Raw genomic sequence first — 13,770 nt, 5'->3', positions numbered from 1 at the left:
CCGTGCCGGGCCCCGGGCCGGGGGGTGGTCACTGGTACACGCGCACGTAGTCGACGAGCATGCGCTTGGGGAATCCGGTGGTCGCGTCCGGCGGGCCGGGCCAGTCGCCGCCGACGGCGAGGTTGAGGATGATGTAGAAGGGGTGGTCGAAGACCCACGGGCCGCGGGTCGCCTCGACCGTGGCCTTGTCGAGGGTCACCACGGTCGTCCCGTCCAGGGTGTAACGGATGCCGTTGCTGTCCCAGTTGGCGGCGAAGACGTGGTAGTCGTCGGAGAAGTCGGCACCGCTCGGCAGCCGGTACGACTGGCCGACACCGCCGCCGCCGTTGTAAGCCGGCGCGTGGATGGTCGAGTAGGCCGTCTTGACGTCCTTCCCGAGGATCTCCATGATGTCGACCTCGCCGTTGTACGGCCACGGCCGCCCGGTGAGGAAGTCGGCGCCCATCATCCAGAACGCCGGCCACAGGCCGTTCCCCTTCGGCACCTTGACGCGGGCCTCGACCCGGCCGTAGGTGAAGTGGAACTTGTTGCCGGTGTTCATGCGGTGCGAGGTGTACTGGCACGTCGTGCTGCCGCTCATCGGGTCACGCGGGCAGGCCGAGCCTGGGGTGGCCTCGCGGCGGGCCTCCATCACCAGACTGCCGGCGCCGTCCATCGAGGCGTTGTTGTTGTTGGTGTAGTACTCCAGCTCGTTGTTCGGGCCGGTGCCGGTGTCGATGGTCCACTTGGCGGGGTCGGGCTTGCTGCCTGCCGGGCCGTTGAACTCGTCGCTCCACACCAGGACCGGGGGGGTGCGCGGGTTCGGCGGCTGGGCGGGCGGGGTGTTGGGCGCGCCGCCGGTGCCGTACACCTGGAACTCCCACAGCGAGTAGCCGTACGCGCCGGAGCGCTGCGTGCCGTACATGCGCACGTAGCGGCCGGTGCCGTTGACGGTCAGGGTCTGCTTGAAGCCGGTGCCCGTGGTGGTGGAGTAGATCGAGGTCCAGCCGGCGGCGTCGTTGGACACCTGGATCTGGAACGACCGGGCGTAGGCCGGGTCCCACTGGAGCACGACGCGGCTCACCTGGGCGACGGCGCCGAGGTCGACGTAGATCCAGCCCGGGTCCACCCAGCCGGTGGTGGAGCTGGTGGCCCAGCGGGTGGCCGGGTCGAGGTCGAACGCGCGGGCCGGGAGGCAGTTCTGGCAGTTGACGTCGTTCTGCGACGTGGAGGCGACACCGGGCTTGTTGTACGACAGGAGCCGCTCACCGCCGGTCGGCGTCACGGTCGGCGTGACGGTGGGGGTGGCGGTGGGGCCGCCGATGGTGCCCCAGACCTGGAACTCCCACAGCGAGTAGCCCCACTGGGTGGAGCGCTGGGTGCCGTACACGCGCACGTAGCGGCCGGAGCCGCTCACGGTGAGCGTCTGCGAGCCACCGGTGCTCGTGGTGGTCGAGTAGACCGACGTCCAGTTCGTGCCGTCGGGGGAGGTCTGGATCTGGAACGCGCGTCCGTAGGCGGTCTCCCAGTTCAGCACGACCGAGCCGATGGCGGCGGTGGCGCCGAGATCCACCTGGATCCACTGGGGATCGCTGAACGCGCTGGACCAGCGGGTGCCGGGGTTGCCGTCGACGGCGGCCGTGGCGGGGAACGCCACGGCGCTCTCGGTGGACGACGCCGTCACCGGCTTGCCCTGCGACAGCAGGGTGTCGGCCGCCGCGGCCGGCGTGGTCGGCAGGACGGCGAGGATGGTGGTGATCAGTGCCAGCGCCATGGTGACGAGAAAGGCCAGGCGCTGGCCGCGTGGACGTGGGGACGGCGGCATCGCGTCTCCTCGGGGGGTGGAGGGCCGTGGTGGTGTCACGGACTCGGGGAGCGCTCTCTCACCGAGAGATTGCTCTCAGGCGACAAAGGCTGTCAAGAGTCCAATTAACCGCCCGGAAACACGGCAGGCACCGCGCGACAACCGCTGCCGTGTCCAGGGAGCGCTCCCTGACAGCGCTCCCCCGGGAAATCAGCCCTGTTGAACAGGTGAAATCCGAACGCTTCCGAGGGAACGGTTTCTCAGGCCTGTTTCAAGGGTTCGCCCGAGCGAAACGTGATGATAGTTTCGCGGTGAGGCCACCCTGGCGGCACCGACGGCCCGCGCGCCAGGGAGCGCGTTCTTCATGATCGCTATCCGGACCGCCCCAGTGGACCGGTCCCGCCCCCGTGCCCTCACGCCACCGCGATCCTCCTGTGCCCTCGCGCCGCCCCGGACCCTTCGTGCCCTCGCGCCGCCCTCCCGGCCCTCCGTGTCTTCGCGCCGTCCCCATCCACCCGTGCCTCGCGCCGCACCGGGCCTACGGCGTCCTCCGTCGCACCCGCCCGGCCCCGATCGCCCCGCCCGTGCGGTGCGCGGCCCGTGCGGCCGCACTAGGCTTCCGGCATGAGTAGCGACGTCCACGGGCGCACCCGGCGGCTGGAGCTGTCCGACCAGAACCTGCGCGACTTCGAGGCCACCGTCCTCGCCTCGTCACCGGACGGCATCGTGCTGGACCGATCGGCCTTCTACCCCGGCGGCGGCGGCCAGCCCGCCGACCACGGCGTCCTCATCTGGCAGGGCGTGGAGACCCGCATCGAAGGCGTGCGCAAGAACGACGACCTGCACCTCATCCCCGCCGAGGGCGACCCGATCCCCCCGCCCGGCACGACGGTACGCGCCGCCGTGGCCGACGAGCGCCGCACCGCCCTGATGCGCACCCACTCCGGCCTGCACGTCCTGTGCGGCGTCGTCTTCCGCGACTACGGCGCCCTGGTCACCGGCGGCAACATGGAGCCGTTCACCGCCCGCATGGACTTCAACCTCCCCGAGGTCCCGCCCGGCTTCAAGGAGACCGTCGAGGCCGCCTGCAACGCCGAGATCACCGCCGACCGCCGCATCGACGTCCGCGTCCTCCCCCGCGCCGAAGCCTTCGCCATCCCCGACATCATCCGCACCGCCACCAACCTGGTGCCCCCGGACGTCGAGGAGGTCCGCATCATCGACATCGTCGGCCTCGACACCCAGGCCGACGGCGGCACCCACGTCGCCTCCACCAAACAGATCGGCCACATCAAGGTCGCCAAAATCGAAAGCAAGGGCAAGGGCTTCCGCCGCCTCCGCATCACCGTCTCCGACTGACCCACACCCTTACGCCGCCTGCCGTGTCCCCTACCGGCGCCGCGCCGGCGGGAGGCGATCCGGCGGGACACGGTCCGGCAGGGCGCAATGCGGCGAGCCCTGTCATCGGAGTCCTCGGCGCTCGCTCCGCCTCCCCGCTCTCGGCCGCGCCCCGATCGGCGCCGAGACGGCGGGACATGGTACGGCGAACTCGGCGCCGCCGTACGGCGATGCAGCCGACGCGTCACACAGGGTCCGCCCCTTTCTCCTCGAGACCCCGGACGAGCCGGCCGCCCTGGCGGAACGCCTCGGCCAGTACGAGCAGCAGCAACGCGACAGCGATGTGAGCGAAGGGGATCGGCATCTCCGCCTGGTGCGACGGGTCGAGCCGCAGCCGCGCCAGCACCAGCGACGTGGACACATGCGGCAGCGTACCCCCCACCCCGGACACCGCCACCAGCCCCGCCAGCCCCGCGATCCGCCCCGCGTTCCCACTTCGGAACGGCTCCCCGTACAGCACCGACAAAAACAGCCCGTGCACCAGCAGCGCCCCGGCCCCAAGGCACAGCCCCGTGACCGCCACATCTCCTCGCGCCAGCAGTTGTTCGGGAATCGTCGAGCCCTGCGCCACCAGATGCGCCACACCGGACGCGGGCCGAAGCGTCGCCTCATCCGGCAGTCTCACCCCGCGGTACACCTGTTCAGGGTCGGCGAACCCCACCAGGGACACGGGAACCGTCACCTCGGCCGGCGCCTGCGTCGCACCGTTAATCGCGTAAGCCACCCCCCAGACCGCGGCCACGATCCCCGTCCACAACGTCACCGCGGCGAGTAATCGGATAAAGCGCGGACCGGCGTACCGGCGTCCTCTCATCGAGACTCCTTAAAAGAATTCATCGCTCCCACCAGGGCGGGCGCCGGTGCGGCCCGCCGGGGACGCCCCGTCCCCCGTCCCCGGCGGTCCGGCCTCCCCAGGCCGCGCCGCGAAGAACACGAACTCCCGCCCAGGCCGATCGGGCGCCCCCCGGACCTCCCGCACGGCGTACCCAGACGCCATCAGCTCCGCCTCCACCTCGTCCCGCTCCCGGAACCGCAACGTCGACTCCGACGTCAGCACCGCCCCGTCCACCCCGAACACCCAGGTAGTCCGGAACGTCACCAGCGGCAGGCTGACATCGAGCAACTCCACCCAGTTCTCCACCACCCCGCCCCCTGGCACCGACACGACCCGATACGACTCCTCCCGATTCCACTCCTCCCACCCCCGCCGCCCCGGATCCCGCGTCTCGAACACCAGCACCCCACCCGCACGCAACGCCCCGTACACCCCCCGCAACGTCCCCTCCCACTCCCCCGGCTCCACGATGGCCTGCGCCACGTTCCCCGTCATCGTCGCCAGATCCACCTCCATGGGGGGCAACCCCGCCGCGTCCCCATGAATCCACCGCACCCGCTCACCCCCCGGCTTCCCCCTGGCCACCTCCAAGGAAGCCTCCGCCGGATCCACCCCCACCACCTCAACCCCGCACCCCGCCATCATCACCGCGAACGTCCCCGTCCCACACCCCACGTCAAGCACCCGCCGCGCGCCGAACTCCTCGACGATCGCCGCGTACACCTCCAGATCACTCCGATCGGAATCCAACGCGTCGTAGACCGCCGCCAGTCGCGGGTTCTCAAAGATGTCGTCAACCATGCCGCCAACGCTAAACCGGCGCCGTACATCTGTTCAGGAGGGCAACCAGGACGGCCACCACAGGGGAACGTTCTCCGCGTCACACAACCCACTGGGACCTTTGCCACGAATTTCGTAGTACGCCGGAGTCGCGACCGTGGCGAAATCGTGGATTATCAGCAGGGCTGGGCCCATCATGGTGACGAATATCGCGGCGATCACCAGCAGCAACCGGGTGATCCACCAGCGCCCCAGCGGCGACCACAGAGCGAGCGGGTTAAGTAGCAGCGACACCATACCGGACAGGACCGAGACCACGGGAAACAAAAAGAAACGCGTCGTCTGGAACCAGACGAGGTCGAACCGTTGATTGAGGTCCAGCGCCCCTGACGAGCTCCCACCAAGACCGCAGTAGATCATGGTACGTGCGATAAGGAAGTTATCTACGAATCCGCCCCCCACAGCACACAACAGAACGATGACCACTACCAGGCCACACCCGAGTCCCTGAGTACCCGCGTCGAACCACGATCGGGAGATACGCAGCGGACCTGAGTTTGATTCGCCGACACTCATGAGCCGTTTCCTGTTGCCGCACTGCAGAATATAACGCAATCCTCTGGACCCACTCAAGACTTCCCGAAATACCGGCGAGGCGAGTTTGGTGTAACGAGCACAGTGATCAGGCGGGCACCACTTGCGCAGGCCCATTCCGTACATAGAGGGGTGCTTTCATGTTCAGTCGCGCAACTTCTCCTGAGCATGTCTGTCCACGGCCCTAACCAGATCCATGAATCCCCCAATCTCCAGCTCGGCGTGTCCGAGGTCTTTGCTCGCCCTGAAGGCTACATCAACTACATAGCTACCGTACTTCCCTCGGAAACCCCACTTCGGGCACCGCTCGACCGGCAGGGCAGGCTTTTCGTCGGCAACACAAAAGACGACTGCCCGGTCCGCACCGAGGCCAGCCTCTTCGGCCGGGATCACGGTCGCCTCGACGCCGTCTCCCGTACTGAAAGTCCGACCATATGGCGCCGCCTGGTACTCCGCGTCGGCTTTAGCAGGATTGGAAAATCCGAAAACGCTTTGAGTGAGCAACCATTGAAGGTCGTCATCCCATCCCCGCTGCACGTAATCGTTCACATCGTAGTATTCCTTTGGAACCCACATCTCAGAAACGTCAGGATTTCGCTGCGCGAGGGAATAGCGGTCGATAAGCCCGGCGGGCAATTCCTTCTGATCCAGAAGTATTGTCGCCACAGGCACTGATTGTGCACTGCTCCACCGCTTACCCGCAGGAACCGGCTCATAGGAGTTCCTTCCACATGCCGCGACAACCATAGCGATCGCGGCAAGAAAGAAGCTCCAACTACGCAACGCACTGCCGCGACTCATCTGTCCCGTCATCTTTGGTACTTGAGTTGATCGACGCCATTGAGCACGAAGAGCTCAAAAAGATACCCTTCGACATCCCGCGCAAAGAATTCGAATGGAAGGTCATCCGCAGGAGACCCGTGCCGTGTCTCGCGCCCATACAACCTGTGTCCATACATCGCCGACAAGTCGTCCCCCTTATCGCCGGCGCCATTGAATACGCCGTATATCTGAGCAGCCCTGACAGTAAACCCCTCAGTGAATCCGAGAGCCGCCATAATAAATCCGAAGTGTATATTAGAAAATATGTCATAATATACCATCAACCCATTTCCGCTTTTCTCGCAGGATTTATACACACAGATAAATCCGTCGCGCCTGAGTTTATGACTGCGCTTTATCTCCAGGCCGAGCAACTGCCTCAGATATGTCTTGTGATCCCATTTGCCGCCCGTCTGGAAAATCTGATAAATCTTGGCGAAAGTCTTTATGGGATCATTTTCCGCCATGAATTTCTTGATGCGCTTGAACTCCGCACTCTCCAGGTTGATGATCATCTCATAATAAATGAAAACCAACGCCTTCAGGAAGTCGTGAGCGTATTCTTTTGCCCATGCCGGAGGTTTGCTCACAACCCGATCGAGCCATCTGCTGCACCGCTTCGAACCTCGATCACGACACTCGGTCAAGTACTGCTTTCTACATTTCTCCGATACACCCATCTTATCGCCGAAGCAAGTGCCAGCGCCCGCTCTTTGTTTCGGCATCACCCGTCTGCCGCTGCCCCCTAGCGAGCTGAACATGTTGAGTGTCCCCCATAGGGCTCCCAGTTGGTCATCGCTGAGCAACGGGGACCAGCTTTGCATGTAGGCGTTGCGCACCTCGTCAGAGACATTCGGATCCCAGAAGCCGTCCTGGTCTACGGGACGGCCGTTGGGCATGTATTTGTAGCCAAGTCTCTTGACTTCCTCGTCGGAGAGCAGGGGATTGTTGTAATACTCGAAGCCCGGAGAGTTGACGTAGTCTCTCCACCACCTCTCGATGTAGTCCGGTCGGACGCATATGCCGTTGGTACACATATAGCCTGGCATATTGGCTACTGGGGCCGCAGGGCAGTTGCTGCAGTGGATGGCACGGCTGCTGTGGCCCGTCGGGTCGGTGTTGGTGAGGGGGGACGCGTCGGCGTAGGTGTAGCGGTTGGACTGCACTGAGGGGTCGGGGGCGAGGGTGGCGCTGTCGCGGCTGGTGAAGGTGCCGGTGCCGGGCTGGTACCAGCGGGCGTGCATGTTGACCTTGCCTGTTGTGGGGTCGGTCAGTTCGCCTTGGTAGCCGAGCGCGTGGGTGCCGCCGGTTCTGGCGGTCTCCTTGCCGAACGGGTCGTAGGCCACCGAGTCGGTCAGGGTGGTCGCGGTGGCGCCGAAAGTGCCGATGAGGTCGCCGTGCTGGTCGGTGAAGGCCAGACGGGGACCGGTGCCGTCGGAGATGCCGATCGGTTCGCCGGCGAGGCCGCGGCTGTAGAGGGCTTGGGGGGCGCCGGACGCGTCGGTGATGGCGGCGATGTCGTTGGCCAGGTCGCTGTAGAGGTATTTGTTCGTGGCGGCGCCTTGGGTGCGCGCGGTCAGGCGGTCCAGCGCGTCGTAGGTGTATGAAGCTTCGCCGTCGGTGATCAGGCGGTCGAAGGCGTCGAAGACCAGGGACCTGGTGACGTTGTTCTTGGTCTCGGTGGCCGTGGTGCCGCGTGGGGTGTAGGTGTAGGTGGCTCCGTCGCCGGACAGCAGGCGGTTGCGTTCGTCGTAGGTGTAGGTCGCGGCGCCGGCTTGGGTGCGGTTTCCTGAGTCGTCCCAGGTGTAGGCGGTGACGGCGCCGCCGGGGGCGGTCCAGGAGGTCAGTCTGCCGCTGTGGTCGTAGGTGTAGGTGTTGGTGCCTGATCCGGCGGTGCCGGTGGTGGTCTTGGAGGTGAGGTTGTCGTCGCGGTCGTAGCCGTAGGTGATCGAGGCGATGGTCGCGTTGGAGTTCGATTTCAGGGTGTCGCCGGTGAGGCGGTCCATGGGGTCGTAGGCGTAGGTGCGCTTGGGGCCGCTGGTGCCGTAGTCGATGCCGGTGAGGCGGTTGGCGTTGTCGTAGCCGTAGGTGAGGGTGGTGGCGGTGAGCGGGTCGGCGAACGTCTTCAGGCGGTCGGCGTCGTCCCATGTCATGGTGACGGTGCCGGAGGGGTCGGTGCGCTGGACCAGACGGTTGTTGGCGTCGTAGCCGAAGGACGACAGGTCGCCGGACATGCCGGTCTTGTTGGTCTTCAGCAGCAGGCCACGATCGTTGAACGTGAAAGCGAGGTCGCCCGCGCTGGTGCGGCGTCCGGCCAGGTCGTAGCCGAAGGTCTTGGCCTGGGTGACGGCTTCCGCGCCGCTGCCTTGCGCGCTCACCAGGCGGTTGAGGTTGTCGTAGGTGTTCGTCACCTGGACGCCCCCCGGCTTCGCGATCCCGACCAGGTTGCCCGCGGCGTCGTACGCGGCCGTCCAGGTCCGGTCGGCCGGTGTGGGGTGGGCCGCTGTGGCGGGCTCGATCCGCGATTGCGCCAGGCCCAGCGTGTTGTAGGTGGTGAGGAAGGCGTTGCCGCGTCCGTCCGTGGTGCGCGTACGGCTCCCGGCGGCGTCGTAGCCGAACGACGTGTTGATCTTCTTCGCGGCCGATACGGGCTCCTCCAACTGGGTGAGCCGGCCGGCGGCGTCGTAGGACCGGCGCGTGACGTATCCTTCCGGGCTCGTCTCCGCGGTGAGGTTGCCCGTGGCGTCGTACTCGTAGCCGTAAGTGCGCACCACGGTGCCGGATACGTTCAAAGATTTCGCACCGATCTTGCGGCCGGCCAGATCGTATTCGGCTGTCGTCGCGTTGCCCAGGGCGTCGGCGACCTTGGTCACGCGTCCCGCGAGGTCGTACTCGAATGTGCTGGAGTGGCCGAGCGCGTCGGTCTGCGTGCGGATTTCTCCGGCGGCGTTGACCTCTATCTGGCTGCGGTTGCCGGCGGGACGCTTCACGGCAACGACATTTCCGGCGGTGTCGTACTCGATCGTGGTGATGAGCGCGACAGCGGTGGGTTTGCGCTCGATCTGGGTCTGGGTGATCTGGCGTCCCAGGTCGTCATAGGTCGCCCCGGTCCGAGCTCCGGTTGGGTCCGTCGCCCAGAGACGCTCCCCCGCGAGGGTGTAGATGTAGTCCCAGTTGCCGCGCACGGCGCCCTGTGTGGCGGGCGGGTCGGTGACGCGAACCGTCCGGCCCAAGACGTCGTAGGTCACGTTCCTGACGTTGCCCCGTGGGTCCGTCTCGGACGTGAGGCGCCCCGCCGGGTCATAGGTGTAGGAGGTCTGCGGCGTCAGCGCCGTCCCGCCGGGCGGTGTGTACGGGGTTCCGGTGACCGACGTGACGCGGCCGGCTTTGTCATAGGTCACCACGCTGCTGCGGCCTTCCGGCCCGGTCGCGTGGGTGCGGTCCCCCGCGTTGTCGTAGCCGATCCGGGAGGTGGGCCGTTCGGTGACCACCGGCGTCCCGTTGCGCTCGACCGGCACGGGCGGTGCCTTCAACTCGGTGGGTCTGCCCAAGGCGTCGTAGGAGATGAGTGTGGTGTGATCCATCAGGGTCGCACCTGAGACGTTGCCCCGGGGGTCGGTCATTTCGGTGATCAGGCCGCGTTCGTCGACCTTCCAGGACGTCGTGAGGTCCGTGGCGCCGTTCTCCACGGTCTGCTCGATCAGGCGGTTTCCGGTGTCGTACCGGTAGGACGTCGACTCCGCGCGCGTGGTACCCGCCGCTGTCAGGGCCGTCCGGGTGACGTTGGTGTTGGCATCGTAGGTGTACGTGGTCTTCCTCGCCAGCCCGGCCGGGTCCAGGGTGGAGGAGGTCAGCCGGCCCGCGGCGTCATAGACGTAGTCGACACGGGTTTTCCCGCCCCCGGTGGTCTGCCTGGTCAAATTACCGGCGGCATCGTAGACCGAGGAGGACAGCACCACGTTGACGGGTGTTTCGGAGCCGTTGAGCTTCACCAGGCTGGCGATCTGCTCGGACGGTCTGTCGTCGTCGAAATAGGTGTAGCGGACGGTACGTTCCATCGCGTCGGTCTCCGAGGCCAGACGGCCTCCCGGATCGTAGGCGTAGGACTTCATCACCACATCGCGCGCCGTTTCGGGACTGGTCGGGCTGCCGGTCCAGTCCTTCAACGTGACGGCCGCAAGTTCACCGCGCGGCGTGTAGGCGTAAGCGTACGCGGCACCCGCCGCGTCGGTGGTACCGGCGACGTTGCCCATCTGGTCATACGTGGTCCGTGTGACGGCCCCTTCCGGACCGGTGACCTTGGCGACTCGGCCGTAAGTGTCGTATTCGTAAAGGGTCGTGCGGTCCGGGTCGCCGCCGGTGAGGTCGGCCAGAGTCTCGGTGAGTTTGTGGCCGTCGTCGTCGAAGGTGCGGCGGATCTCCGCGGTGTGGGTCACGCCGCTGATCTGGTTACGTACGCCGGATCCGGTCTCCTTGGTCAGCCGGCCGCGGGTGTCGTAGGTGAAGGTCGTCGTGACGGTGGCGGAGCCCTGCGGGGCCGGACCGGTCACGGGGGTGTCCTTGCCGGACTGGATCTCGGTGGCCGACAGCGCCCGGTTGTAGACCCGCAGCTCGTCGATGAGCCCGGAGAAGTGCTCGCCCCAGACGCTGTTGCCGCCGATGCGCAACGGCCCGCCGTCCGCGCGCAGCGTCCCCGTGAAATCGGATTCCGCGACATTGGTGCCGTCAAGATAGAGGCGCAGCTTGGTGCCGTCGTAGGTCAGGGCGATGTGCGACCAGGTGTCGAGAGGCAGGTTCTGCGGGGAATTGACATTGCCTTCGACGCCGTCGGTGTTCACGGCCCAGCCGTTGGGTTCCGTTCCGTTGGACGCGTAGAGCCCGTACGACAGCCCGCCGCTGAACTCCTTCATCATGACCTGGCGCCAGTCCGCCTGGGTGTCCGGCTTGACCCACCCCATGAGGGTCATGCCCTGCGTCAACCGCAGCGACGGGGAGTCGGGCACCGTCACCCATGACGAGACGCCGTTGAACGACAGCGCCTTGCCGAACTTGCCGGACGCCGACCAGGAGGTGTCGGTGGCGACACCGGTCTGGGAGTGGCCGGAATCGTCGGTGACCGCCGTCCCCGCGCCGGCTTCGAAACCATAGGCGGCCACCAGTCCCGGCGGCGCCGTGCCGTTGCCCGGGGTGCCGGGGTTCTGTCCGGTGGAGATCTGGCTGGTGGATGCCGGCCGCCCTATCGCGTCGTAGGCGTACTCGGTGACCAGTCCGGTGGGCTCGGTCAGCCGTGCCAGGTCACCGGCGGCGGTGTAGGCATAGGAACGCTGTTCGCCCTTGGGGTCGGTCTCCGTCTCCAGCAGGCCCGCAGGGGTCACACCGCCACCCACCGCCGGTTCGGTGCCGTCGGTGTAGGTGAAGGTGGTCGAGCGCCCGTTCGGGAAGTCGGTGGTGGCCGGCGTGGTCACCTTGGACTGCTCCCCGTAGGGTGTGTACTCCCACTTGGTCGCGTATGTATTGCTGGTGCCGGACGCCGACCGCGCGTCCCGGCGGGCGGTCACCCGGTCGTTGCGCGGATCGAACCGGTCGGCGGGGTTCGAATAGTAGGCGGCATAGGACGTCTGGCAGTCACCCGCGGCACGGCAGCGTTCGACGCTGAGGTCGTTGCCACGCGCGTCATGCGTGACCTTCGTGGAGTTGCCGTTGCGATCGGTGTACTTGGACGGGTAGCCCTCGGTGTCGTACTCGTAGGTCGTCGTCTTGCCGAGTTGATCCGTCTCCTTCGTGATCCGCATGCCGCGCAGCGGGTCCTGCACCGAGGAGAACGTCCCGCCTCGCGGGTCGGTGACGGTGACGGTGGCCTGCGGGTCGCCCTCACCACCGCCGGCCGAGTACAGCATGGCGCCGATCTGCCACGACCCGCCGTTGGAGTCGGTGTGGGTCCGCAGCCGACCTCCGTCGGAGGCGTAGACGTTCACCGCCCGTTCCCGTCCCGACGGGAGCGTGGCCTTGGTGATCTGCGGGGCGGGCGTACCCGCCCTGTAGTGCTCCTGGATCTCGGCCAGGGGCAGGGACCTGCTGTAGAAGGCCGCCTCGTCGATGTCGCCCTTGAACGGGAACACGCGGACCGTGCTGGTCGACGACGGCCAGTCCGGTGAGGCGTAGCCCGAGCCCAGGCGCGTGTAGTACTGGTCCCGGTGGTCGATGGCACCGCTGCGCGAGCCGACGGCCTGACCGTCCAGATACAGCGTCTGGGTGCTGCCGTCACCGGTCAGAGCGACGTGATGCCACTGGCCGTTGTTCACCGTGCCCGTGGAGGTGATCGGGCTGGCGGCGCCGTTCCAGAACTGGCCACGCAGCTTGCCGTCGGTGCCCACGTAGACCACCGGGGTGAAGTCGGCCGGTGTGCCGCTGGAGGAATCACTGTGGCCGAGTACGACACCCGATGTCGTGGTCTTGAACCATGCCTCCACGGTCAGATGCGCCCCCAGGCCGCTGATCGAGGCGCTGGGCAGCCACACATAGGAGTTGGTCGTCGAGGTCCCGGCGAACCGCACGGCGGTCCCGGCGGAGGAACCCAGGGCTCCGGGCACACCCACCGTCGCGTCATAGGGATCGCTGCTGAAGTAGGCGTCTTCGCCGCCCAGGTTCCAGCCCACAGCGTCCGCCAGTCTGGAGTCCCGGGCACCGCTGGTCTCGTTGAGCCGCCAGTAGCCGGACGGCATCGAGTTCAGCACGCTGGTGCTGTAGCGGGACGCGTCGCCGTAGGCGTACACCGTGCACGCGGTACCCGAGCCAGGGCCGCATACCTTGACCAGCTTGTCGCCGTCGTAGGTATAGGTCCAGTTCAGCGGCGTGCCGTTCACCGGGCCGGTGGACACGCCGGTCACGTGGCCCCCGGTCCAGGTGAAGTACAGCGAGCGCCCACCGGTCGAGGTGACCTCGGCCAGCTTCCCGTCGGTGCCGTAGACGAGTTCCTGAGCGCGGCCCCGGTTGTCGGTCACCCGCACCACACGGCCCTGCGCGTCGAACACATACGAGGTGGAGGACTTGTCCATGAGCCGCCACCCACCACCGGTCACGGTCGCCAGGGTGGCGTAGGTGCCGCGCGGCGGAGCGTACCCACCGTCACCCAGGGCGCCGAAACGTGCCTGGCTGCCGTCGGGATAGGTGATCAGCACGGTCCGGGTCTGCGGCTCGTTCACCAGGCGCATGTCCCACCGGGTGCTCCACCCGGCGCCGAACATCCCGTCGGTCCGCGGGTCCAGGCTGTTGTAGGTGCGACTGACCGCGAGGGGCGGGCCGACGGTGGCCACCGAGGCGTCCACCACGGACTGGGTGTAGTTGCCCGCCACCTGGTTGAACTCCCTGCCGTTCATCCCCGCGCCGAGCAGCGAGTTGACCGGCGGCTGCTCGGGCTCCGGTGTGAACGTCATCCAGGGGGACGTCTCGAACAGGTTGTTCGCGGTGTCCTTCGCCTGCACCGCCCACCAGTAAGCCCTGCCCCACGTCAGGTTCCCGGCGGGAACGACCCACGCGCCGCTCGTGGTCCAAGGACTTC

At 66.8% G+C, this 13,770-nt stretch carries 7 protein-coding genes; 1 reads left to right on the top strand and 6 read right to left on the bottom strand.

Annotation, left to right across the window (positions count from 1 at the left end; translation table 11 throughout):
- Window positions 1-28: 28 nt before the first annotated feature.
- The gene (locus ABGB17_RS14525) at window positions 29-1,804 is read right to left on the bottom strand and encodes a discoidin domain-containing protein (RefSeq protein WP_347629510.1); all 1,776 of its coding nucleotides are present in this window, start codon (window positions 1,802-1,804) and stop codon (window positions 29-31) included.
- Between the two features lie 603 nt (window positions 1,805-2,407).
- Between ABGB17_RS14525 and ABGB17_RS14520 the strand changes: the two genes are divergently transcribed.
- Window positions 2,408-3,142, top strand: coding sequence for an alanyl-tRNA editing protein (locus ABGB17_RS14520; RefSeq protein WP_347629508.1), 735 nt, complete (start codon window positions 2,408-2,410; stop codon window positions 3,140-3,142).
- Window positions 3,143-3,365: 223 nt separating this feature from the next.
- Here the strand turns inward: ABGB17_RS14520 and ABGB17_RS14515 are convergent, their stop codons facing one another.
- From ABGB17_RS14515 to ABGB17_RS14495, 5 genes are all read right to left on the bottom strand, one after another.
- The gene (locus ABGB17_RS14515) at window positions 3,366-3,995 is read right to left on the bottom strand and encodes a hypothetical protein (RefSeq protein WP_347629506.1); all 630 of its coding nucleotides are present in this window, start codon (window positions 3,993-3,995) and stop codon (window positions 3,366-3,368) included.
- Window positions 3,996-4,004: 9 nt separating this feature from the next.
- Window positions 4,005-4,817, bottom strand: coding sequence for a class I SAM-dependent methyltransferase (locus ABGB17_RS14510; RefSeq protein WP_347629504.1), 813 nt, complete (start codon window positions 4,815-4,817; stop codon window positions 4,005-4,007).
- 33 nt (window positions 4,818-4,850) lie between these two features.
- Window positions 4,851-5,372: a hypothetical protein gene (locus tag ABGB17_RS14505; RefSeq protein ID WP_347629502.1), complete on the bottom strand. Its 522-nt coding sequence runs from the start codon at window positions 5,370-5,372 to the stop codon at window positions 4,851-4,853.
- A gap of 162 nt (window positions 5,373-5,534) precedes the next feature.
- Window positions 5,535-6,056 carry a hypothetical protein gene (locus ABGB17_RS14500; RefSeq protein WP_347629500.1) on the bottom strand — a complete coding sequence of 174 codons (522 nt, stop codon included), beginning with the start codon at window positions 6,054-6,056 and terminating at the stop codon, window positions 5,535-5,537.
- A 143-nt stretch (window positions 6,057-6,199) separates the two neighbouring features.
- On the bottom strand, window positions 6,200-13,693 hold the full coding sequence (locus ABGB17_RS14495; RefSeq protein WP_347629498.1) for a LamG-like jellyroll fold domain-containing protein: 7,494 nt from the start codon (window positions 13,691-13,693) through the stop codon (window positions 6,200-6,202).
- Window positions 13,694-13,770: the final 77 nt, after the last annotated feature.

Source organism: Sphaerisporangium sp. B11E5 (assembly GCF_039871875.1).
In the GTDB taxonomy this organism is placed as follows: Bacteria; Actinomycetota; Actinomycetes; order Streptosporangiales; family Streptosporangiaceae; genus Sphaerisporangium.
The sequence above is the reverse complement of the archived record's forward strand: the minus strand, read 5'-3'. Positions and strand labels throughout refer to the sequence as shown.